Genomic DNA, 22,047 nt, shown 5'->3' on the forward strand with positions numbered 1-22,047 from the left:
TGTGGCGCGCGGGGCGCACGTACAGTGCGGTCCATGACCGATCCGAACGCCGCCGCGCGCCCCGTCCAGGCCGTCATCCTGGCCGGTGGCCAGGGCTCCCGCCTGCGCCCGTACACCGACGACCGGCCCAAGCCGATGGTGGAGATCCCCGGCACCGGCACGCCGATCATCGGCCACCAGATCACCTGGCTCGCCCAGGAGGGGGTGACCGACGTGGTCGTCAGCTGCGGGCACCTCGCCGACGTGCTGGAGAAGTGGCTCGACTCCGCCGATCTGCCGGCCCGGGTCACCACCGTCGTCGAGCCGGAGCCGCTGGGGCGGGGCGGCGGGCTGAAGTACGCCGCGGCGCACCTGCCGCACCCCGACCGTGCCTGGTACGCCACCAACGGGGACATCTGGACGCGGTTCTCGCTGCGCGACATGGCCGACTTCCACACCGGCCGGGGCGCGGTGGCCACGCTTGCGCTGGCGCGGCCCCGGCTGCCGTGGGGGGCCGTCCGGACCGACGGGTTCGGGTACATCAACGACTTCATCGAGGCGCCGCCGTCGACCTTCGAGATCAACGCGGGGGTGTACGCGTTCTCGCCGGAGTTCGCCGAGCTCCTGCCGGACCGCGGGGACCACGAGCGGAGCACGTTCCCCCGGCTCGCGCGGGAGCGGCGGCTGGCCGGGTTCTCCATCCCGCACGGGGCGTACTGGCGGGCCATCGACACGGCGAAGGACCTCACGGAGGCCGCCAAGGAGCTCGCCGCCCTCAACGGCTGACGCCCGGCCCGGCCCGCGACCGGCTCCGGAGGCCCCGGCGGGCCGACGGCGCGACGCGCCATCGTACGCCCGGGAGCCCGCCAATGCGGTCCCGCCGCCGATAGGGTCTGGCCACCGTCACCGCGCCAGGGCGTCAGGACGCCAGGGCGACGGGGCGACAGGCCGCCAGGGCGACAGAGGGGAAACCGCGTGCCGCAGCTGCTGAGGGTCCAGAATTTCACCGTCTCGCGTGACGGGGTCGGCGCGGGCGAGGACCAGAGCCTGGAGAACCCGTTCGGTCTCGCGGTCGATCCGGCGACGCTCTTCGCCTGGGCGGGCGCCACGGCGAGCTGGCCCAACCGCACCGACCCCGGCGGCAGCCGCGGCCTCGACGACTACTTCACGCGGGACTTCTCGCACGACATCGGCGCCGAGATCATGGGCCGCAACAAGTTCGGCCCGCAGCGCGGGCCGTGGACGGACCACGAGTGGAAGGGCTGGTGGGGCGACGAACCGCCGTTCCACACCCCGGTGTTCGTGATGACGCATCACCCGCGTCCGTCGTTCACGCTCTCCGACACCACGTTCCACTTCGTCGACGGCGACCCCGCGGCCGTCCTGGAACAGGCGCGGAAGGCGGCGGGGGGCAAGGACGTCCGGCTCGGCGGCGGGGTCTCCACCGTGCGGCAGTTCCTGGAGGCGGACCTCGTCGACACGCTGCACGTCGCGGTCTGTCCCGTGGAGTTCGGTTCCGGTCTGCGGCTGTGGGAGTCGCCCGACGAGCTGCTCGACCGCTACCACCTGGAGGTCGTGCCCAGCCCGAGCGGCGTGACCCACCACCTCTTCTGGCGCAGGTGACACCACCGGGGTCCCCGCCAACGGGACCACACCCCGGCAAGGGGAAAGCCCCCGGCCCGCACCAGGGCCGGGGGCTTTCCCGTCGGGCCTTCCCGTCGGGATCTCCGTCGGGATCTCCGTCCGGCTCGTGCCGGTCAGCCGAAGAGGCCGCCGACGAGGCCGGGGTTGCGCGGGGACTCGTCGGGGGAGCCGCCGCCGGAAGGGCTGCCGGAGGAGGGGGCGCCGTCCGACGTGCCGGCCCCCGCCGGCGCCTCCTCGGGCGCGGGCTCCACCGGCGGTGCCTGACCGGACTCGCTGGGCCGCCCGCCCGAGGGGTCACCGGCGTCCCCGGTGTCCGTCCCGGCGGCGTCCTCGCCCGCGTCGGCCTCCGTGCCGGCGGTGCGCTCCTGGGCCCCCGCCGTGCCCGCGGTCGGCTCGGAGGCCGTGCCCTCGGACCCGGCCGTGGGCTCGCCCGAGGCCGACTCGGACGGCGACCGGCTTCCCGGCACCGTGTCACCCGGCAGCGGCGACCCCGGCAGCGCGTTGCGGGGCGGCTCGCCGGGGCGCGGCACGACCACCCGGTCCGCGTCCCGCACCGCCGCGCCGAGCAGCGACCCGACCAGCAGGGTCAGGCCCGCGACGACACCCGCCGCCAGCGCACCCCGCTTCAGCACGTACCGGCGCAGGTCCCACAGCGGGGCCCGCGGGCCCAGCCGCCGCCAGGCCCGCCCGGCCAGCGCGCCGTCCGCCGAGTAGACCGGCGCGCCCGCGATCACCAGCGGCGACCAGGCGGCCAGGTAGACCACGTCCGCCATCTCGTACACCGGCACGGCCTGCCAGCTCACGCACATCAGCAGCGTCGCCGCCAGCAGCACGCCCACCCCGGCCGCGACCCGCTGCCACAGGCCGAGGACGGTCAGCACGCCCACGAGCACCTGCAGGAAGGCCACGGTCAGGCCGGAGCCCACCGGGTGCTGGAGGGCGAAGCCGTGCAGCGGTTCGCCGATGCCCCCCGGTTCGAGGGCGTGCAGCAGCCGGGTCATCGAGCCGCGTTCGCCGCCGTCGAAGTAGACCGGGTCGCAGAGCTTGCCCATGCCGTCGTAGACGGAGACGAAGCCGAGGAAGACGCGCAGCGGCAGCAGCACCACGCCCAGGTTCATCCGGCGGCCGGGGTAGTAGGCGTGCTTCTCCGTCGCCCGCCGGCCCCCGCGGCCCTCCTCCGCCCCGGCCTCCGCCGCGAGCGCCTCGGCGCCGTAGCCGTCCGCGGCGTACCCGTCCGGGCCGTACCCGTCGGGCCCGTAGCCGTCCGGACCGTAGCCGTCGGGGCGGTAGGCGTCCGCGGGGTGACCGTCCGGACCGTAGACGTCCGGACCGTAGACGTCGGGACGGTGGCCGTCCGTGCCGTAGCCGCCGCCCGCGTACCCGTCCGGGCCGTAGCCGCCGTACCGCGCCCCCGTGTCCCCGTACGCGCCCGTCCGGCCGTAGCCGGAGGTGTCGGAGCCGTACTCGTCGGCGTAGGTCTCGTACGCGCCCGGCGCCAGATAGCCGGGCTCCTCGAAGGCGCTGCCCACCGACCGCATGGGCGGCAGGAGGCGGGTGCCCTCGCCGATCACCGGCGTCTCGAGAGTGCGCTCCGTCGCGCTCTCCTCGCGCCCGCCCGCGTAGCCGGCGGCCACACCGCCGTCGTAACCCCGGTCGAAGCCCTCGCCGAAGCCGCCGCCGTAGCCCGCGCCGGGGTCCGGCAGCCGCGGGATGGTCTGGGTCGTCGCGGGAGAGGGCGTGGGGGACACCGGTGCGGCGGGCGCGGCGGGCGCCTGGGCGAGGCCGCCCAGCTGGGCACCCCGCACGGCCTGCAGCAGGCGGTGCGCCCCCGTGTCGTCCGGCGCGGAACGCCCGCTCCAGACGACCGGACGCCGCTTCTTCCCGGCCGCGGCCGCACCCGGCTGCGCGACGACGGGGATCGGCGTCGTGTCCTCGGTGGCTCTCACGTGCCCGGCGATCCGCGTCGACCTGGCCCGCCGCGCCGAGGCGCCCAACTGCACGCGGAAACTCGCGTGATTGACGATGACCTGCGCGGGATCGCAGGGCACCTTCACCATGCTCAGCGCGGGGGTGTCGTCGAAGCCCGACGGACGGTCCCCCGTAGGTGTGCGGGGTGTTCTGGTGTCCACACTCATCTAACCGAGTGACGACACGTAAGGACACTGCCCCGAGCGCCCCGATCTGTCCGAAGCACGTCAAGCTCGGCAGTCGCCCCCAAAACACCCCGCGTGGGCGAATTTCTGCACACCTGTTCGAGACGGAACGGGTGCCGCGCCGGGTCCCGCAGGACCCGGCGGTCAGGCCCGGCGGTCAGGCCCGGCGCTCGGGCCCGGCGGTCACACCCGGCGGCGTGCCGCCTCGTAGAGCACGATGCCCGCCGCCACACCGGCGTTGAGCGACTCGGCGCCGCCCGGCATCGGGATGCGGACCCGGAAGTCGCAGGTCTCGCCCACCAGGCGGGACAGGCCCTTGCCCTCGCTGCCGACCACGACGACGACCGGGCCGGAGAGCGCCTCCAGGTCCCCGATCTCGTGCTCGCCGTCGGCCGCCAGGCCCACGACGACCACGCCGGACTTCTTGTACTGCTCCAGCGCCCGGGTCAGGTTGGTGGCCCGCGCCACCGGGGTGCGGGCCGCGGTACCGGCCGAGGTCTTCCAGGCGCCCGCGGTCATGCCGGCCGCGCGGCGCTCCGGCACGACCACGCCGTGGCCGCCGAAGGCGGAGACGGAGCGGACCACCGCGCCGAGGTTCCGCGGGTCGGTGACCCCGTCCAGGGCGACGATCAGCGGGTCCTCGCCCGCGTCGGCGGCGTCGGCGACCAGGTCCTCGGGGTGCGCGTACTCGTACGGCGGGACCTGCAGCACCAGGCCCTGGTGGTTGAGGCCGTTGGTCATCCGGTCCAGCTCGGGGCGCGGCGCCTCCATCAGGTTGATGCCGCCGCGCTCGGCCGCGAGCTGCAGCGCCTCGCGGACCCGCTCGTCGCTGTCGATGAACTGCTGCACGTAGAGCGTCTTGGCCGGCACGCCCTCGCGGAGCGCCTCGACGACGGGGTTGCGGCCGACGACCAGCTCGGAGGTGGAGCGGCCACCGCCGCGCCGGGCGGCGGTGGGCCGGCCCTGGGCGCGGCGGGCCTTCGCGTTGGCGGCACGCTGCTTGGCGTGCCCCTTGCGCATCTCGGCGGGCGGGGTCGGTCCCTTGCCCTCGAGACCCCGGCGTCGCTGGCCGCCACTGCCGACCTGCGCGCCCTTCTTACTCGATGCGCGGCGGTCCTTGGACATGAGCTGATCGTCTCCGTGAAGCTGGGGGGTGTGTACGTCTGTACGTCTGGATACGTCTGGAAGTGCAAGTGTGCCGCCCGGAAGCCCGGGCGGCACACTCGCGCAGGTCAGGTCAGCGGCCGCCGAGGGACCACCGGGGTCCGTGCGGGCTGTCCTCGACGACCAGGCCGGAGCGGCCGAGCTGGTCGCGGATGGCGTCGGCGGTCGCCCAGTCCTTGCGGGCGCGGGCGGCCTCGCGCTGCTCGAGCACCAGCCGCACCAGCCCGTCGACCACGCCCTCGAGCTCCTCGCCGCGGCCCTGGGCGCCGCCGGACCAGTGTGCGTCCAGCGGGTCGAGGCCGAGCACGCCGAGCATGGCGCGGACCTCGGCCAGACGGGCGACCACGGCCTCCTTGTCGTCGGCGGCCAGCGCGCTGTTGCCCTGCCGGACCGTGGTGTGCACCACGGCGAGCGCCTGCGGGGTGCCCAGGTCGTCGTCCATCGCCTCGGCGAAGGCCGGCGGGACCTCGGCGGCGGGCTCGACCGGCCCGCCCGCGAGCTCCACGGCGCGCTCGACGAAGCCCTCGATCCGGGCGAACGCCGACTCGGCCTCGCGCAGGGCCTCCTCGCTGTACTCGATCATCGACCGGTAGTGCGGGGTGCCCAGGTAGTAGCGCAGGACGATGGGCCGCCACCGGGTGACCATCTCGGAGACCAGCACCGAGTTGCCCAGCGACTTGGACATCTTCTCGCCGCTCATCGTCACCCAGGCGTTGTGCATCCAGTAGCGGGCGAACTCGTCGCCGAACGCCTTGGACTGGGCGATCTCGTTCTCGTGGTGCGGGAAGATCAGGTCCAGGCCGCCGCCGTGGATGTCGAAGGCGGATCCCAGGTACTTGTGGACCATCGCCGAGCACTCCAGGTGCCAGCCGGGGCGGCCCCGGCCGAACGGGGTGTCCCAGCTGGGCTCGCCCGGCTTGACCGCCTTCCACATGGCGAAGTCGCGCGGGTCCCGCTTGCCCGCCACGCCCTCGTCGGGCTGGCGGAGGTCGTCGACGTCCTGGTTCGACAGCGAGAGGTAGTCGGGGTACGAGCGCACGTCGAAGTAGACGCTGCCGTCCGCCTCGTAGGCGTGGCCGCGCTCGATCAGGCCCCGCATCATCTCGACCATCTCGGTGACGTGGCCGGTGGCCCGCGGCTCGTACGTCGGCGGCAGGCAGCCGAGCGCGTCGTAGGCGGCGGTGAAGGCCCGCTCGTTCTCGTAGCCGATGGACCACCAGGGGCGGCCCTGCTCGGCCGACTTGGCGATGATCTTGTCGTCGATGTCCGTGACGTTCCGGACGAAGGTCACCTGGTAGCCGCGGTGGGCGAACCAGCGGCGCAGCACGTCGAAGTTGAGGCCCGAGCGGATGTGCCCGATGTGCGGGGGCGCCTGGACGGTGGCACCACACAGGTAGATCGAGACACAGCCCTGCGTGAGCGGGACGAAGTCACGGATCTGCCGGGCGCTGGTGTCGTACAGGCGAATAGTCACGCCTCAAGAGTAGTGGGCGCGGGCCACTGCCTCACGCCCACTACCACAAGCGGCCACCGGCGGTTGCCGCTACCGTCCGGCCTCGCGGACGACCAGGGCGGTGGCGACGGCCATCAGCCCCTCGTCCCGCCCCGGGAAGCCGAGGCCGTCGGTGGTCGCGCCGGAGACGGAGACCGGAGCGCCCGCCGCCTCGGAGAGGATCTTCTGCGCCTCGTCGCGCCGCTTGCCGATCTTCGGCCGGGGTCCGACGACCTGCACGGCGACGTTGCCGATGACGAAGCCCGCCGCACGGACGATCCGGGCCGCCTCGGTGAGCAGGGTGACCCCGGAGGCGCCGGACCACTCGGGGCGGGAGGTGCCGAAGTGCTGCCCCAGGTCGCCGAGTCCGGCGGCGGAGAAGAGCGCGTTGCATGCGGCGTGCGCGACCACGTCGGCGTCGGAGTGCCCGGCCAGTCCGGGACCCTCCCCCTCCCACTTCAGGCCCGCGCACCACAGGTCGCGGCCCTCCTCGAAGGCGTGGATGTCGGTGCCGATGCCGACCCGTGGCAGCGGGTACGGGACGGCGGGCTGCTCGGAAGCCGGCGCTGCCGCGGGCTGCTCGGAAGCCACCGCTGCCGCGGGCTGCTCAGAAGCCATCGTTGCGCCTCCTGCGGGCCAGGACCGCCTCCGCCAGGACCAGGTCCAGCGGGCGGGTCACCTTGAACGCCTCCTCGTGCCCGGGCACCGTGACGACCCGCAGGCCGAGGCGTTCGACCATGCTCGCGTCGTCGGTGACGTCGCCCTCGACCTCCTTGTGGGCGCGGGTCAGCACCGTCCGGTCGAACCCCTGCGGGGTCTGCACGGCGCGCAGCCGGGCCCGGTCCGGGGTGGCCACCACCGGCTCGGGCTCCCCGGTGACGGCGGCCGGCTCGACCTCCTTGACCGTGTCGGCCGGCGGCAGCGCGGGGACCACGGCCGGGGCGCCGTCGCGCACGGCCTCGATCACCGCGTCCACGGTGTCCACCGGGACCAGCGGCCGGGCCGCGTCGTGGACCAGGACCACCTCGTGGCCGGAGGGCAGCGCCTCCAGGCCGAGCCGCACCGACTCCTGCCGGGTCTCGCCGCCGGGGACCACCAGGAAGTCGGTGCGTTCCGGCAGGGCGTGCGAGTCGAGGAGGGACCGCACCTCGGCGGCGCCGTCGGGCGGGGCCACCACCACGACCAGGGAGACATGGCGGGACGCGGCCATGGCGCGCACCGCGTGGATCAGCATGGGGGTCCCGCCGAGCGTCCGCAGCGCCTTGGGGGCGCCGGGGCCCAGCCGTACTCCGCGGCCGGCGGCCGGGATCACCACGGCGGTGCCGGCCGGCGGGGAGGAGGGGCGCTCGTCTCGGGACAAGGCTGCGTCAGACATCGGTTCCCGTCAGGTTTGTGTGCTCCGCGCGGATGGGTATGGCCTCACCGAACCGCATGCTCCGCCGCCGGCCGGCCCTTCCGTAACAAACGGGCGGCGCGGAGGATCACGGGTACGGAGAGGCCGGGCGAGGACCTGCCGCCGGCGTGACGGCCGATCCGTCCCTGGACATGCCGCAGCGCCCGGCAATGCTTTCGCATCATCGGGCACTGCGGCAGCGACTGTCCTAGATCCGGTCGCGCTCGGCGAGGCCGCGCGGGCGCGTCCGGATGAACATCAGGAGGCGAGCACCTCGTCGAGGAGCGCCTCGGCCTTGTCCTCGTTGGTGTTCTCCGCGAGAGCGAGCTCGCTGACCAGGATCTGGCGGGCCTTGGCGAGCATGCGCTTCTCACCGGCGGACAGGCCCCGCTCGCGCTCACGACGCCACAGGTCGCGCACGACCTCGGCGACCTTGATGACATCGCCGGAGGCCAGCTTCTCCAGGTTTGCCTTGTAACGGCGTGACCAGTTGGTGGGCTCCTCGGCGTACGGCGCGCGCAGCACCTCGAAGACCCGGTCCAGTCCATCCTGACCGACCACGTCACGCACGCCCACGAACTCCGCATTGTCCGCCGGCACGCGCACCGTGAGATCGCCCTGGGCGACCTTCAGCACCAGATAGGTCTTGTCCACGCCTTTGATCTGGCGAGTTTCGATGGCCTCGATCAGCGCGGCCCCGTGATGGGGATAGACCACGGTGTCGCCAACCTTGAACGTCATGTGACAGGTACCCCTTCCGTGGCTATCCAGGGTAACACGGATTGGGCGTGTTCTGAATGGCGTTTTCGCAGGTCAGGGCATATCTCGGGGCTTGACAACTCCAGCGGGTACATGCTTCGGAAGGGGAGCGGAAGGGGGTATTCGCAGGTCGGAGGGGGGTTCCCGGCCGTGCGAAACGCGGACGTTACACCCCTTCGAGGCCTCGCGACAACGACGTTACGCCCCAGAATGTCCGATTCCAAGTGAACGAACTCCGCTACTCCGTTCGAGCGGGCCATCCGGCTGCCGGGTGACGCGCGGAGGCAATCGGAAATTGATCACCGGGCACCCGATGCACCCCCTGATCAAAATTCGCCAACGGCATTCCGGGCCTGCGGAAATAACAGCCCGCAGTTATCCGAAAGCCGAGCCGACGGCACGTGAATCCACGGGCGCCCGACAAGGGTTCGAGGCGCCTTCGGGGGTGAAGACCTATGTTGTTGTGACGAACGTCAAGCGGAAGGGTGACGTCCCGGTGCCCGCGGACGGGCGGTTCACACCGGGTGAGCGCGCGGTTCTCCTCGGGTGGGTCGGGTGCGGCCGGGAAGAGGCGGCTCGGTAATCTTGGGGCGCCAACGCTTCACCCGTCCCTGGGAGCCGGCGGCGTCACCGCCGTCCCGCTTCGCCCACGTTAAGGAGTTGCCGCCGCCGTGAGCAGCAGCCTTCGACGCGGCGCCCTCGCCGCCGCCGCCATCGCGTTCTCGATCGCCTCGCTCGCCGCCTGCGGCGCCGGCAACAACGCCGAGACCCTGCAGATCAAGCCGGATCTGGCGGGCGTCGCGGTCGGCGACATCAAGGTGCAGAACGTCGCCGTCCTCACGCAGCCCGACACCGAGGCCACCGGCCCCGCCGCCGTCATGGCGACCGTCTTCAACGACGGCACGAAGGACCAGACGCTGGACTCCATCACCCTGGACGGCGGCCACACCGTGGAGCTCGAGCCGGCCAAGGGCGGCACGCTGACCGTTCCGGCCGGCGGCCGGCTGGTGATCGGCGGCGACAAGGACGCGACCGCGACGGTCTCCGGCGGCCGGGACGCCGTGCGGGACGGCGACAACCACAAGGTGACCTTCACCTTCAGCGAGACCGGCCGGGTCTCCCTGGAAGCGCTCGTACTGCCCGCCGACAGCTACCTCTCCGACTGGGGCCCGAGCGCCGTCCCCGGCGCCGGCGAGCCCTCCGGCTCGGCCTCGCCGTCCGGTTCCGCCACGGAGCCCGGCGCGGCGGACGCCTCCGCCTCCGCCCCCGAGGGCGACGCCGGCCACTGACGACGGCGGACGGGTCACACGCCCGCCGCGGCGCGCACACGCCGAAGGGGCGGCTCCCCGCGGGGAGCCGCCCCTTCGGCGTGTGTGGGTCCGGGCCGGCCTACGGCTCGAACTTGTAGCCCAGGCCGCGGACCGTGACCAGGTACCGCGGGGCGCCCGGGTCGGGCTCGATCTTCGCCCGGAGCCGCTTGACGTGGACGTCGAGGGTCTTGGTGTCGCCCACGTAGTCCGCGCCCCACACCCGGTCGATGAGCTGCATCCGGGTCAGCACGCGCCCGGCGTTGCGCAGCAGCATCTCCAGCAGGTCGAACTCCTTGAGCGGCAGGTCCACCTTGTCGCCGTCCACGGTGACGACGTGGCGGTCCACGTCCATGCGGACCGGACCGGCCTCGAGCGCCGTGGGGGTGGTCTCCTCGGGCTCGCCCCGGCGCCGCAGCACGGCGCGGATGCGGGCCACCAGCTCGCGGGAGGAGAACGGCTTGGTGACGTAGTCGTCGGCGCCTATCTCCAGCCCGACGACCTTGTCGATCTCGCTGTCCTTGGCGGTGACCATGATCACCGGGACGTTGGAGCGGTTGCGCAGCTGACGGCAGACCTCGGTGCCCGGCAGCCCGGGCAGCATCAGGTCGAGCAGAACCAGGTCGGCTCCGTTGCGCTCGAACTCCTCGAGGCCGTCGGGGCCGGTGGCCGCGACGGCGACCTCGAAGCCCTCTTTGCGGAGCATGTACGACAGGACGTCGGAGAAGGACTCCTCGTCCTCGACGACGAGCACACGGGTCACGGGCGGACCTCCGGAGCGGGAAGCGAATCGGGTCGCGAATCGGGCGAAGGGGTGGGTACGGCGGTGGAGCCGGTGGCGGGCGCCGCGGTGGCGCCGGTCATGTCCGGGGCGGCGGCCGCGGACCCGTCGCCGCGCTCACGCGTCGCGCGGGCCTCCGGCAGCCGGATGGTGAAGGTGGAGCCCTGGCCCTCGGTGCTCCAGACGGTGATCTCGCCGCCGTGCGAGGCCACCACGTGCTTGACGATGGCCAGGCCCAGGCCGGTGCCGCCGGTGGCCCTGGAGCGGGCCGGGTCGACGCGGTAGAAGCGCTCGAAGATGCGCTCCTTGTCGCGGTCGGAGATGCCGATGCCCTGGTCGGTGACGGCGATCTCGATCATGTCGCCGCCCGGGCCGGCCACCTGGCGGACCGCGATGCCGACCTTGGTCTGGGCGGGCGAGTAGTTGACCGCGTTCTCGACGAGGTTGCCGAGGGCGGCGGCGAGCTGGCCGCGGTTGCCCCAGACGTACAGCCCCTCGGCGCCGGCCGCGGCCATGGTGATGTTCTTGGAGCCGGCCTGCTGGCGGCAGCGGTCCATGGCCTCCTCGACCAGCACCTCGGCCTTCACCGGCTCGGCGTCCTCCAGCGGATCGTCGTTCTGGATCCGGGAGAGGTCGATGAGTTCCTGTACGAGGTTGGTGAGGCGGGTGGCCTCGATCTGCATGCGTCCGGCGAACCGCTGAACCGCCTCCGGGTCGTCGGCGGCGTCCATCACGGCCTCCGACAGCAGGGAGAGCGCTCCCACGGGGGTCTTGAGCTCGTGCGACACGTTGACGACGAAGTCCCGGCGGACGGCCTCGATGCGGCGGGCCTCGGTGAGGTCCTCGACCAGCAGCATCACCAGGCGCGAGCCGAGCGGGGCCACCCGGGCGGAGACCGCCAGGGGTTCGCCGCGGCCGGTGCCGCGTCGGGGCAGTTCCAGTTCGACCTGGCGTATCTCGCCGTCCCGCCGGGTGTCCCGGGCCATCTGCAGCATCGGTTCCACGGCGAGCCTGCCGCCGCGGACCAGTCCCAGCGCATAGGCGGCGGAGCTGGCCTTGACCACCGCGTCCGCCTCGTCCAGCACCACCGCCGAGGAGCGGAGCACCGACAGGACGGTGTCCACCCCCCGGGGGAGCGGGCTCTCGGCGTGCGCGGAGGCACGGCTCGGGCGTTCCAGGTCGCTCTCGCTCCAGCGGAACGCCAGCATGGCGATGACGCCGGTGAGCACACCTGCGATCGCCGCCGCTGCGGCGACCGCCGCGTTCACGTCCATGCCTCCAGGTTAGGTGGGGTGAGGGCCTGCTCCCCAGCCTCCGGAGAGAGACCTGGCGCACTGGTCGCCCAGAGTTCACCTTCCGGTTCGTGTCGGTTCACTCCCGCTGGCCGACGGCGGCCCGGAGCCGCGTGAACGGCGGCGGAACGGGGGGCACGCTTTCCGGTTGCCTAAGGTCGCCGTGGGCGGGTAGGACCGACCCCACGTGGAAACACGTGATCGGCCCGCCCGGGGAAGTCACCCGGGATCCGCCCGGGACCGTCCGTCATCCGAAAAGGGGAACAACAGATGCGTGACGCGTACCACGAGGAGCTGGATTCGATCACCGAGGAGCTGGTCGGGATGGCCCGCACGGTCGGCTCGGCGATGGGCCGGGCGACCACGGCCATCCTGGACGCCGACCTCTCGCTCGCGGAGCGGGTGATCGAGGCCGACCGGGACGTCGACGAGAAGCAGCACGACCTGGAGGCCCGGGCGATCGCCCTGCTGGCCCGCCAGCAGCCGGTGGCGACCGACCTGCGGACGGTGGTGACCTCGCTGAGAATCTCGGCCGACCTGGAGCGGTCCGGGGACCTCGCCAAGCACGTGGCCAAGCTGGCGCGGCTGCGCTACCCGCAGCAGGCGGTCCCCTCGGACCTGCACGCCACCATCCTGGAGATGGGCCAGCTCGCGCAGCGGCTGATGGCCAAGACGGCCGAGGTGCTGGCGACGCAGGACGTCCGGCTGGCGCTCCAGCTGGAGCAGGACGACGACGCCATGGACACCCTGCACCGCACGCTCTTCCAGCACCTGATGGACGACAAGTGGGAGCACGGGATCGAGACGGCGGTCGACGTCACGCTGCTCGGCCGCTACTACGAGCGGTTCGCGGACCACGCGGTGTCCGCGGCGCGGCGGGTGGTGTTCCTGGTCACCGGTGAGCACCCGGGTGACTTCTCCGCGGAGGGCGGCGTGGGCGGCGCCTGAGGCCCATGCCCGCGGGCGGCGCCCGGGGCCCGGCGCCTCCGTGCGCCGTTGATGCGCCGTGGGCGCGGGCGGTGCAATGGGGAGGACCACAGGTACCCCGTGCTCTGTTCGCACGCCACTGGAGGGATGGACCCGAGATGGCCGAGGCCCCCCGCACGGACGACGACCCGACCCGCGCCGCCGACACCGAGGAGGCGCCCGCGCCGCGTGCCCTGCCGCTGCTGGCCGCCTGCGGCTGTGGTTCCGGCTGCGGCTGCGGCTGCCAGTCCGGCGCCCCCTGTCAGTGCGGCTGACACCGACGCCCCACCCACCACGTCGAGCCCCGCTCCCCTTCCCGGGGGCGGGGCTCCCGTGCGTCTCAGGCGATGCCCGCGACGCGGGTGGTGAGCCAGTACAGGGCCGTCAGCGTCACGGGGACGGCCAGGGCGGGCAGCACCCAGCGGTGGGCCGGGGTGCGGCGCACCAGCGCCAGCAGCGGGAACGCGACGGCGATCACCAGCAGCTGCGCCGCCTCGATGCCCACGTTGAAGCTCAGCAGCGACAGCAGCAGCTCCCAGGACCAGCTCTCGTCGATGCCGAGCGCCCCCGCGAAGCCGAGCCCGTGGACCAGGCCGAAGACGAACACCACCGGCAGCCGCCACCGCGCCGCCCGCCGGGCGAGGGCGCCGGCCGGATCGGCCCGCAGCAGCGCCACGTCGACGACGGCCACCACCGCGATGGAGCCCGCGATCACCGGCTCGACCACCGCCGCCGGGACGGTCACGGTCCCGGTCGACGCCAGCAGGAACGTCACGCTGTGCGCGGCGGCGAAGGCGCCGGCCGCCAGGAGCACGTCCCGTAGGCCGCGCGCCCCGAGCAGCAGCGCCAGCAGGAACAGCACGTGGTCCGGCCCCAGCAGCAGGTGCTCGGCGCCCAGTACGAAGAACTCCCCGATCTGCCGCGCGGTGCCGCCGTCGGAGCCGCCCCCGGCCCGCAGCGAGGGCTCGGCCGCAGTCAGCAGCCGGGAGTCCGTCTCGCCCGCGAGGTCCAGGCGGACGACCGTCTCGGTGCTGTGGACGAAGGTCTCGGCGTCCGGGAAGAGCGCGCTGGTGACCGTGTAGGGGCCGTCCTGCGCCGGGCAGCTGTACGCCAGGGTGAGCAGGGCGAAGGCGCGCCCGCCGCGGCTGTGGACATCGGCCTCACCCGCCGGGGTGACGGCGCAGGGACGGTTGTCGCGGGCGAGCGTGAACCGCTGGGTGACGTACCCGTGCACGGCGTCGGCGTGGAGCGCGAGCTGCCGGAGCTGCTCCTGGCGCCCCTTCGCCTCGTACGCCTCGGCGTAGAGCCAGGCGGACTTCATCAGCAGGTCGTACTCGAGGTCGAGGACGGCGGTGACCCGGCCGCCGGGTCCCGGTCCGGTGACCTCGGCGTAGGCGGTGGTGGTGGCGTCGTGCGCGGCGGCGGGCGCGGGTCTCAGCAGGCCGGTGGCGAACAGCGCGGCCACCAGGGCGAGCAGGGCGGCGAGCCGGTGCGGGAGGCGGGGCATGGGGCGGGCTCCAGGCGGGGGTCGGGAACGGTCGGACCGCGGGGCGGGGAACGGGAGGGCCGCGGGGCGGGGAACGGGAGGGCCGCGGGGCTGCTGGAACGGGGCAGGGGGCGGGGCGGGGCACGGGAGCGGCGCGGGAGCGGGTCGGGCGCGGGAGCGGGTCGGGCACGGGAGCGGCGCGGGAGCGGGTCGGGCGCGGGAGCGGGTCGGGCGCGGGAGCGGGCACGGGAGCGACGCGGGATCAAGCACGGGAGCGACGCGGGATCAAGCACGGGAGCGACGCGGGATCAGGCGCGGGAAGGGCGTGGGAAGGGCGTGGGCCCCGGGGCCGGTGGGGGGAGCTCACCGGGCCCGGGGCCGTGGGGTGGGGGGTCAACGCCCAGGGGCCGTGGGGGTGGGGGGCGTCAGCGCCCGGGGGCCGGGGCGAACCAGGGGGCGAGGCCGGGGTCGGCCGTGCCCGGCCGGCCGCGCTCGTCCCTGGTCACGAAGACGCTCGGCTCGGAGACGCTCACACCGCCCCCGGCGGAGCGGGCGGTGACGAACCAGGCGTGCGTGGTGCCCGGCCTCAGGCCCTTCCAGGTCACCTCGGCGGTGCCGCCCGAGTCCGCCCGGTCCGTCCCGACGACGCCCACCGGGTCGTAGAGGGCGACGGAGTCGGTGCTGAAGGTGGTGGTCCGGCTGCTGAGGTCCACCGGCAGCACCATGTTGTCCTCGGTGCCGTCGTAGCGGTGGTCGGTGTCGTACTCGGTCGCGCCGAAGTCGTCCAGCAGCGGCGAGTAGGTGTCGACGATCAGCTCCGACCGGTCCACGTCGAACTGCAGCATGCGGAAGAAGCTCGCCCCGAACCGCAGCTGCTCGTCGGGCCGGTAGCCGCCGACCTCGGTGAGCCCGAGACGGTCCGCGGACACCGTGTAGAACTGGTAGTCCGCCAGCAGCTCGACGACGCCGTGCTCGATCTCGCCGACCCGCGGCTTGATGTTGGTGCCCACGCCGTGCTCGTGGCCGGCGAGAATCAGGAACACGTTGGGATTGTCCTCGACGACGGTCTTGTAGAGCATCGACCCGTCCGGCGCGGAGAACCCGGCGCCGCGGCCGTCCGGGCTGGTGCTCGGGGCCAGGTAGTCGTGCGAGAGCAGGATGCCGTTGCGGTCCGGGTACTGCTTGAAGATCCCGTCCGCCCACTCGGCCTCCTCGCGGGTCACGCCGTAGGAGAGGCCGACCACCACGAAGTCCAGGCCGCCGGCCGAGAACAGGTCGTAGTGGTTCTGGTTGTCGCCCTCGCGCCACGGGCCGCCGTAGGAGGCGTGCTCCCAGTTCCGGGAGGCCGCCTCGTAGCGGTCGGGGCCGTAGTACCGGTTGTAGAGCGCGGTGGGGCCGTTCTCGGTGCCGGACCGGTTGTCGTGGTTGCCCGCGACGACGCCGTTGGGCACGCCCGCGTCGTCGATGATCTTCTGCTGCCGGGAGGACATCTCCATCTCGCCGACGACCTGGCGCTGCATGTCCTCGGTGGCGGGTGCCCGGATGTTGTTCTCGGTGATGTCGCCGGTGTGCGCCACGTACGAGATCTTGCGGGCGTCCTTGTTCTCGGCGATCCAGCGCATCACGTCGCCGTAGGCGCTCTCCCAGACCGCCCTCTCCTCGGCGGTCTCCTGCTCCACCGCGCCCTCGGAGAGGTACTGGGTGTCGGTGTAGTGGACCATCGAGAAGTCGTACGTCGAGGGGTCGGCGAAGGAGTCCGGGTCACCGGCCTCGATGTCGTCGGCGAACGGGTCCTCGCCGGTCACCATGACGTGGACCCGCTGGCCGTCGACGTACCGCCGGTCGACCACGGAGGTGAGGACGGTCTCGCCGGTGACGGCGCCGCGGGCGCTCGCCAGCGTGTCCCAGGCCTCGTTCCGGGTGTTCCAGACCCGCAGCGAGGCAAGGCGCTCGGGGTCGACCACGCCCTCCCAGCGCAGGACCGGCGCGTCGACGCGGCCCTTCACCATGACGTCGAACCGCTGGAACGTCACGTCCTGGGCGGACGGCGCCTCGAGCAGCTTCCCGTCGGCGGGGGCGAGGCCCTTGGCCCTGACCTGCTTCTCGCCTGCCACCTTCAGGGTGGTGGGGACGGCGGAGGCGGTGCCTTCCCAGACCTGGTGCGGGACGAGGATCTCCGCCTCCGAGAAGGTGGCGGTGACCTTGCCGCCGTCGGGCTCGGCGACCTTGGCGGAGAGGGTGACCGTGCGGCCCTCGTCGGTGGAGCCGGAGGCCGGCGCCAGGTCGGCGGGGACGTCGGGGATGCCGGCGGAGGTGAACGCGACCGTGCGCTCGCCGGTGTTGCCGAGGCCGTCGGTGGCGGTGACGGTCAAGGTGTGGGCGCCCGCCTTCAGGCCGGGGCCGACCGGGTCGCCGAGGGCGATCCGCTTGCCGTCCAGCTCGACGTGCGGGCCGTCGACGACGCCGGAGAGGTCCTCGACCCGCAGGTCCAGGGTCACCGCGGAGGTGAGCCGCTGCCCGGCGGCGGGGACGCTGGTGGCGACCTTCGGGGCGGAGTTGTCGGTGACCAGGGTGCGGGTGGCGGTCTTCCCCGCCTTCGACACGGCGGCCAGGGTGTGCGGGCCGTCGTCGAGCGTGGTGGTGTCCAGGTCGGCGCGCAGGCCCTGGGCCGGGGCGTCGACGTAGAACTGCAGGTCGATCTCGGTGAGCGGGTTGACGTTGTCGCCGCAGTTGCCGTCGCCCAGGCCGTAGGAGCCCTTGACCATGCGGCCGGCGGCGGTGCCGGCGGCCGGGGTGAGGGTGATGTCCGAGACGGCGAAGTCGTCGCGGTTGTCGCCGCAGGAGGTGGCGAAGGTGCCGGTGACCAGGTCGACGGTGTTCCAGCCGGGCGCCAGCCACTCGTTGGGGAAGGTCAGCTCCGCGCGCTCGCCCGCCAGGTCGCTCTCGATGACCCGCTTCTGGCCGTTGACCAGCAGGTGGTTGCCGTAGCGGGCCTCGATGGAGTTGGAGCCGACGGTGAAGGCCAGGGTGGCGTCGCCGTGGCCCAGGGTCTCCGGGACGTGCACGGCGGGGGCGTCGACGGTGAAGCGCAGGTCGGCCTCGCGCAGGCGGGTGGTGCTGGAGCCGCAGCTGCCGTCGCCCATCGCGTAGCCGTCGGCGATGTCGTGGCCGGTGACGGTGGCGCCGTCCAGGGTGAGGGCGACGCCGGCGATGTCGAAGTCGTCGCGGTTGTCGCCGCAGCTCTCCTTGTACGGACCGGCGACCACCGTGACGGTGTTCTCGCCGGGCACCAGGTGGCGGGCCGGGATCGCGATGTCGACGCGCCGGCTCACCCAGGTGCCGCCGAGGTCGATCCGCTTGCCGTTGACCAGCAGGTGGCTGTCGTACTTGTCGTCCAGCGAGTTGGAGCCGACGTCGAAGGAGAACGTCGCCGCGCCGTTGCCCAGGGTGGCCCGGGTGGCGGGGGCCTTGCCGTCGACGGTCAGCCCGGTGGTGCCGGTGCCCTCGGCGCCGGCCGGGGTGGCGGCGAAGACGCTCTGGGTGCGGCGGGTCAGCGTGCCGTCCACGGGGGTGACGCGGGGGGCGCCGGGCGGGGCGTTGTTGACGGTCACCCGGTGGGTGACCGTCCTGCCCGAGGTGGTCCGCGCGCTGATCGCATGCTCGCCGTTGGACAGCCGCGTGGTGTCCAGGCCGGCGGCGAGGCCGGTGGTGGCGCCGGGCTCGCCGAGCACGAAGAAGGTCAGCGCCGCCTGCTTGCGCAGCGAGGTGTTGGAGCCGCAGCTGCCGTCGCCGAAGGAGTACGTGTACTCGTTCTCCTCGCCGTCGGCGACCTCGCCGAGCAGTTCGAGGGTGATGTCGGAGAGGACGAAGTCGTCGTAGTTGACGCCGCAGGCGCTCTCCACCGTGCCGGCCAGGATCTCGACCTTGTTCTCGCCCTTGACCAGGTGCTCGTCGGGGATCTCCAGGGTGACCCGTTCGCCGACGCGGTCGCCGATGTCGATCCGGAAGCCGCCGTTGACGACGATGTGGTTGCCGTAGCGGGCCTCGGTGGAGTTGGAGCCCACGTCGAAGCTGAGCCGGGAGGTCCCGACCGTGCGGTCCGCGTCGATCGCCTCCCCGTCGACCGCGAGCCCGGTGACGGAGTCGCCCGCCAGCGTGGGGGTGGCGGCGACCTTCTCGGTGCCCTCCAGGTAGGCCCCCTCGGCGGGGGTCAGCGTCGGGAGGCTGGTGGCGTCCACCGGGTCGGGCGTGGGCCGGTCCCCCGCGGCCGCCCGGTCACCGTCGTCCGCGAACGCCACCGCGGTGTTCCCTCCGGCGAGCAGTAGCACGGCGAGGGCCGTCGCCGCGGCCCTCCTCCCCTGCCCCGCTCTTCGTCGCCGCGCCCGCGGCACTGTCGGCTGCATCGGCCGCCGTCCCTTCCCTCGTCCGTCCACGTCGAAGGGCACGCGGCGGTCGGCTGTGGGGGAGCGGGCGCAGCATGCCCATGCCGATGGTGGGGAGGGGAGGTGAACGGAGCGCGATGACACGGCGACACAGGGCAGAACTCACCACTCCCGCGTCATTCCGCCCCGCGCGGTGTCACGCGGGGCGCCCCCCTGCGGGCGCGCGGCATACGGTGCCGTCGGCCTGCCGGGGTGGGGCGTACCGTTCGCCGCGCGGCCAGGGCGGCACGGTTGGCCGCGGCGGGGGAACGCACGGTCAGCGGCGGGCGAACGCCCGGTCAGCGGCGGGCGGGGCGAGGGTCCGGTCAGCGGCGGGGGGCGAGGGCCGGCCAGGGGAGGGTGAGTTCGCCCTGGCGCCAGCGGGAGGGGCCGTCGACGACCGGCCAGTCGGCGCCGAGGTCCCGCACCGCGCGGATCCACCGCTGCCGCGCCCCGTAGGCCGCGTACGGCGCCGCGGCCGCCCACGCCCGGTCGAAGTCGCGGAGGAACGCGTGCACCGGCTCGCCCGGGACGTTCCGGTGGATCAGCGCCTTGGGCAGCCTCTCGGCCAGGTCGGACGGCCGGTCCAGCGAGCCCAGCCGCGTCGCGAAGGTGACCGTGCGCGGCCCCTCGGGACCGAGGGCGACCCACACGTGGCGGCGTCCGATCTCGTCGCAGGTGCCCTCGACCAGCAGCCCGCCCCGCAAGCCGTGCGGGCCGGCCGGCGCGAGGCGGGCGCACAGCCGCGACCACACCTCGGCGACCTGCTCCTCGTCGTACTGGCGCAGCACGTTCGCGGCCCTGATGAGCTGGGGCCGCGAAGCGAGCGGCACCTCGAAGCCGCCGTGCCGGAACTCCAGCCCCTCCCGCTCGTAGGGGCGGGCCGCGGCGACCCGCGCGGGATCGATCTCGATGCCGACCACCCGTGTCCGCGGCGCGGCGGTCCGCAGCCGGCCGAGCAGTTCGACCGCGGTCCACGGGGCGGCCCCGTAGCCGAGGTCCACGGCGACCGGACGCTCCGCGCGGCGCAGCTCCGCCCCGTGGGTGGCGGCGATCCAGCGGTCCATCCGGCGCAGCCGGTTGGGGTTGGTCGTCCCGCGCGTCACCGTGCCCACCACGGCGGTGCTCCCGCCCCGGCGGGACCGCGGGTGGGGAAGGGTCGCGGGGCGGGTCGTCATGGATACGAGGGTACGGAAGCGCGGGGTGCGGGCCCCCGCGCGGCCCGTGAGGCGCCGTTCACATCACGGCGACGGAACGGTCGCGCGGCGTAACGTTTTGGCAAAGTCGAAATGGCGCACGCCCCTCCGGTGTTTCCGCCCCTGGAGGGGTTCCAGGCCGCGCACCCACCCGACACCCATGGAGGACTGCCACGTGAGCCAGTACGTGACCAGGCTCGGGCGTCTCTCCCCGGCGTCGCCGCCGCGGTTGAGGCTGCCGGGGAGCCCGCGCCGTCCGCGCCGCGTCGCCATGCTCTCCGTGCACACGTCGCCGCTGCACCAGCCCGGTACGGGCGACGCGGGGGGCATGAACGTCTACATCGTGGAGCTCGCCCGCCGGCTCGCCGCGCAGGGCGTGGAGGTGGAGATCTTCACCCGCGCCACCGCCGCCTCCCTGCCCCCGTCCGTGGAACTGGCCCCCGGCGTCCTGGTGCGCCACGTGGACGCCGGGCCGTACGAGGGGCTGGCCAAGGAGGAGCTGCCGGCCCAGCTCTGCGCCTTCACCCACGGCGTGATGCAGGCCTGGGCGGGCCACCGGCCGGGCCACTACGACCTGGTGCACTCGCACTACTGGCTCTCCGGCCACGTCGGCTGGCTGGCCGCGCAGCGCTGGGGTGTGCCGCTGGTGCACGCCATGCACACCATGGCCAAGGTCAAGAACGCCTCCCTCGCGGAGGGCGACACGCCCGAGCCGCCGGCCCGGGTGATCGGCGAGACCCAGATCGTGGACGCGGCGGACCGGCTGATCGCCAACACCGCCGACGAGGCCGCCGACCTGGTCCACCACTACGAGGCCGACCCCGCGAAGGTCGAGATCGTGCATCCCGGCGTCAACCTGGACCGCTTCCGCCCGGCCGACGGCCGGGCCGCGGCCCGCGCGCGTCTGGGCCTCCCCCAGGACGCCCTGATCCCCCTCTTCGCCGGGCGGATACAGCCGCTGAAGGCCCCCGACGTGCTGCTGCGCGCGGTGGCGGTGCTGCTGGAGCGGCGGCCCGAGCTGCGGTCCCGGCTGGTGGTGCCGGTGGTGGGCGGCCCCAGCGGCAGCGGGCTGGCCAAGCCGGAGCGGCTGCAGAAGCTGTCGGCGCGGCTCGGCATCGGCGACGTGGTGCGGTTCCACCCGCCGGTGGGGCAGGACCGGCTGGCGGACTGGTTCCGGGCGGCCTCCGTGCTGGTGATGCCGTCCTACAGCGAGTCGTTCGGCCTGGTCGCCATCGAGGCGCAGGCCACCGGCACGCCGGTGCTGGCCGCCGCGGTGGGCGGGCTGCCGGTGGCGGTCCGCGACGGCGAGACCGGCTACCTGGTCCGCGGCCACGACCCCGCCGACTACGCGGGCGTGCTGCTCCGCTTCGCCGACGACCCGTCCCTCACCGCCCGCCTCGGCGCGCAGGCCGCCCGCCACGCCCAGGGCTTCGGCTGGGACCGCGCCGCCGCGGCGACCACCGAGGTGTACACGGCCGCCCTGCACGCCCACCGCCGTCGCGTACGCTCGGCCCATGGCTGACGCGCGAGAGGTGATCGAGGAGTTCCTGCGGGACGCCGAGCTGGACTGGGAGTCCCCGGGGCCGGGCAAGTACGTCGTCACGCTCCCCGGCACCAGAAAGCTCTCCACGGCGGTCTCCCTGATCGCGGGCCGCCACTCGCTCTCCCTGAACGCCTTCGTCATCCGTCACCCGGACGAGAACGAGGCGGGCGTCCACCGCTGGCTCCTGGAGCGCAACCTCAAGCTGTACGGCGTCTCCTACGCCGTCGACCCGCACGGCGACGTGTACGTCACCGCGCGCCTGCCGCTGGCCTCCATCACCGCGGAGGAGCTCGACCGCCTCCTCGGCCAGGTCCTGGAGGCGGCCGACGGCGCCTTCAACACGCTGCTGGAGCTGGGTTTCGCCTCCTCCATCCGCAAGGAGTACGCCTGGCGCGTCTCCCGCGGCGAGTCCACCCGGAACCTGGAGGCCTTCTCCCGCCTCATCGAGGATGAGTAGCAGCCCTCGCAGCG

Annotated in this window: 18 protein-coding genes; 7 read left to right on the forward strand and 11 right to left on the reverse strand. The window is 73.7% G+C overall.

Features of this window, described 5'->3' with window-relative positions:
* The first annotated feature begins 33 nt into the window (after window positions 1-33).
* Both ACWD3O_RS06235 and ACWD3O_RS06240 read left to right on the forward strand, forming a co-directional pair.
* Window positions 34-765 (forward strand): nucleotidyltransferase family protein, encoded by a 732-nt coding sequence (locus ACWD3O_RS06235; RefSeq protein ID WP_451408370.1) that lies wholly within the window; start codon window positions 34-36, stop codon window positions 763-765.
* A gap of 189 nt (window positions 766-954) precedes the next feature.
* On the forward strand, window positions 955-1,602 hold the full coding sequence (locus ACWD3O_RS06240) for a dihydrofolate reductase family protein (RefSeq protein ID WP_451414994.1): 648 nt from the start codon (window positions 955-957) through the stop codon (window positions 1,600-1,602).
* Window positions 1,603-1,736: 134 nt separating this feature from the next.
* On the opposite strand, the gene ACWD3O_RS06245 is transcribed toward ACWD3O_RS06240, so the two are convergent.
* The 6 genes from ACWD3O_RS06245 to ACWD3O_RS06270 form a co-directional block, all read right to left on the reverse strand.
* The gene (locus ACWD3O_RS06245; protein WP_451414995.1) at window positions 1,737-3,758 is read right to left on the reverse strand and encodes a DoxX family membrane protein; all 2,022 of its coding nucleotides are present in this window, start codon (window positions 3,756-3,758) and stop codon (window positions 1,737-1,739) included.
* A gap of 201 nt (window positions 3,759-3,959) precedes the next feature.
* On the reverse strand, window positions 3,960-4,901 hold the full coding sequence (gene rlmB / locus ACWD3O_RS06250) for a 23S rRNA (guanosine(2251)-2'-O)-methyltransferase RlmB (protein WP_451408367.1): 942 nt from the start codon (window positions 4,899-4,901) through the stop codon (window positions 3,960-3,962).
* Between the two features lie 112 nt (window positions 4,902-5,013).
* Window positions 5,014-6,414, reverse strand: a complete 1,401-nt coding sequence (cysS, locus tag ACWD3O_RS06255) for a cysteine--tRNA ligase (RefSeq protein WP_451408366.1) — start codon at window positions 6,412-6,414, stop codon at window positions 5,014-5,016.
* Window positions 6,415-6,483: 69 nt separating this feature from the next.
* Window positions 6,484-7,050 carry a 2-C-methyl-D-erythritol 2,4-cyclodiphosphate synthase gene (gene ispF / locus ACWD3O_RS06260; protein WP_451414996.1) on the reverse strand — a complete coding sequence of 189 codons (567 nt, stop codon included), beginning with the start codon at window positions 7,048-7,050 and terminating at the stop codon, window positions 6,484-6,486.
* Window positions 7,040-7,792: a 2-C-methyl-D-erythritol 4-phosphate cytidylyltransferase gene (ispD, locus tag ACWD3O_RS06265; RefSeq protein ID WP_451415048.1), complete on the reverse strand. Its 753-nt coding sequence runs from the start codon at window positions 7,790-7,792 to the stop codon at window positions 7,040-7,042. Before ispD ends, ispF begins: the two co-directional genes overlap by 11 nt.
* Before the next feature lie 291 nt (window positions 7,793-8,083).
* The gene (locus ACWD3O_RS06270; protein WP_003953493.1) at window positions 8,084-8,566 is read right to left on the reverse strand and encodes a CarD family transcriptional regulator; all 483 of its coding nucleotides are present in this window, start codon (window positions 8,564-8,566) and stop codon (window positions 8,084-8,086) included.
* Window positions 8,567-9,255: 689 nt separating this feature from the next.
* Between ACWD3O_RS06270 and ACWD3O_RS06275 the strand changes: the two genes are divergently transcribed.
* Window positions 9,256-9,873, forward strand: coding sequence for a DUF461 domain-containing protein (locus ACWD3O_RS06275; protein WP_451414997.1), 618 nt, complete (start codon window positions 9,256-9,258; stop codon window positions 9,871-9,873).
* A gap of 100 nt (window positions 9,874-9,973) precedes the next feature.
* On the opposite strand, the gene ACWD3O_RS06280 is transcribed toward ACWD3O_RS06275, so the two are convergent.
* Together ACWD3O_RS06280 and ACWD3O_RS06285 are read right to left on the reverse strand one after the other, a co-directional pair.
* Window positions 9,974-10,654, reverse strand: coding sequence for a response regulator transcription factor (locus ACWD3O_RS06280; RefSeq protein ID WP_356130141.1), 681 nt, complete (start codon window positions 10,652-10,654; stop codon window positions 9,974-9,976).
* A complete protein-coding gene (locus tag ACWD3O_RS06285) occupies window positions 10,651-11,946 on the reverse strand; it encodes a sensor histidine kinase (RefSeq protein ID WP_451414998.1) in 1,296 nt (431 codons plus the stop codon). Before ACWD3O_RS06285 ends, ACWD3O_RS06280 begins: the two co-directional genes overlap by 4 nt.
* Before the next feature lie 288 nt (window positions 11,947-12,234).
* Here ACWD3O_RS06285 and phoU point away from each other — a divergent pair, with 288 nt between their 5' ends.
* Window positions 12,235-12,912, forward strand: coding sequence for a phosphate signaling complex protein PhoU (gene phoU / locus ACWD3O_RS06290; protein WP_451408362.1), 678 nt, complete (start codon window positions 12,235-12,237; stop codon window positions 12,910-12,912).
* Between the two features lie 137 nt (window positions 12,913-13,049).
* Complete coding sequence (locus ACWD3O_RS06295) at window positions 13,050-13,205, forward strand: hypothetical protein (protein WP_356130147.1); 156 nt, start codon at window positions 13,050-13,052, stop codon at window positions 13,203-13,205.
* Between the two features lie 65 nt (window positions 13,206-13,270).
* Here the strand turns inward: ACWD3O_RS06295 and ACWD3O_RS06300 are convergent, their stop codons facing one another.
* From ACWD3O_RS06300 to ACWD3O_RS06310, 3 genes are all read right to left on the reverse strand, one after another.
* A complete protein-coding gene (locus ACWD3O_RS06300; protein ID WP_451414999.1) occupies window positions 13,271-14,437 on the reverse strand; it encodes a HupE/UreJ family protein in 1,167 nt (388 codons plus the stop codon).
* Window positions 14,438-14,841: 404 nt separating this feature from the next.
* Window positions 14,842-18,714: a metallophosphoesterase gene (locus ACWD3O_RS06305; RefSeq protein ID WP_451415000.1), complete on the reverse strand. Its 3,873-nt coding sequence runs from the start codon at window positions 18,712-18,714 to the stop codon at window positions 14,842-14,844.
* A 449-nt stretch (window positions 18,715-19,163) separates the two neighbouring features.
* Window positions 19,164-20,015: a class I SAM-dependent methyltransferase gene (locus ACWD3O_RS06310; protein WP_451415001.1), complete on the reverse strand. Its 852-nt coding sequence runs from the start codon at window positions 20,013-20,015 to the stop codon at window positions 19,164-19,166.
* Between the two features lie 193 nt (window positions 20,016-20,208).
* Here ACWD3O_RS06310 and mshA point away from each other — a divergent pair, with 193 nt between their 5' ends.
* Both mshA and ACWD3O_RS06320 read left to right on the forward strand, forming a co-directional pair.
* On the forward strand, window positions 20,209-21,555 hold the full coding sequence (gene mshA / locus ACWD3O_RS06315; RefSeq protein ID WP_451415002.1) for a D-inositol-3-phosphate glycosyltransferase: 1,347 nt from the start codon (window positions 20,209-20,211) through the stop codon (window positions 21,553-21,555).
* Window positions 21,548-22,033 (forward strand): YbjN domain-containing protein, encoded by a 486-nt coding sequence (locus ACWD3O_RS06320; RefSeq protein WP_451408357.1) that lies wholly within the window; start codon window positions 21,548-21,550, stop codon window positions 22,031-22,033. Before mshA ends, ACWD3O_RS06320 begins: the two co-directional genes overlap by 8 nt.
* Window positions 22,034-22,047 lie beyond the last annotated feature (14 nt).

It is taken from the genome of Streptomyces sp. NPDC002640, assembly GCF_053592575.1.

Coding starts and splice junctions, on each gene's coding strand:
- ACWD3O_RS06300 (WP_451414999.1), bottom strand. CDS start 14,437: ATGCCCCGCCTCCCGCACCGGCTCGCCGCCCTGCTCGCCCTGGTGGCC.
- ispF (WP_451414996.1), bottom strand. CDS start 7,050: ATGGCTTCTGAGCAGCCCGCGGCAGCGGTGGCTTCCGAGCAGCCCGCG.
- ACWD3O_RS06320 (WP_451408357.1), top strand. CDS start 21,548: ATGGCTGACGCGCGAGAGGTGATCGAGGAGTTCCTGCGGGACGCCGAG.
- phoU (WP_451408362.1), top strand. CDS start 12,235: ATGCGTGACGCGTACCACGAGGAGCTGGATTCGATCACCGAGGAGCTG.
- ACWD3O_RS06285 (WP_451414998.1), bottom strand. CDS start 11,946: ATGGACGTGAACGCGGCGGTCGCCGCAGCGGCGGCGATCGCAGGTGTG.
- rlmB (WP_451408367.1), bottom strand. CDS start 4,901: ATGTCCAAGGACCGCCGCGCATCGAGTAAGAAGGGCGCGCAGGTCGGC.
- ACWD3O_RS06270 (WP_003953493.1), bottom strand. CDS start 8,566: ATGACGTTCAAGGTTGGCGACACCGTGGTCTATCCCCATCACGGGGCC.
- ACWD3O_RS06310 (WP_451415001.1), bottom strand. CDS start 20,015: ATGACGACCCGCCCCGCGACCCTTCCCCACCCGCGGTCCCGCCGGGGC.
- ACWD3O_RS06245 (WP_451414995.1), bottom strand. CDS start 3,758: ATGAGTGTGGACACCAGAACACCCCGCACACCTACGGGGGACCGTCCG.
- ACWD3O_RS06235 (WP_451408370.1), top strand. CDS start 34: ATGACCGATCCGAACGCCGCCGCGCGCCCCGTCCAGGCCGTCATCCTG.
- ACWD3O_RS06295 (WP_356130147.1), top strand. CDS start 13,050: ATGGCCGAGGCCCCCCGCACGGACGACGACCCGACCCGCGCCGCCGAC.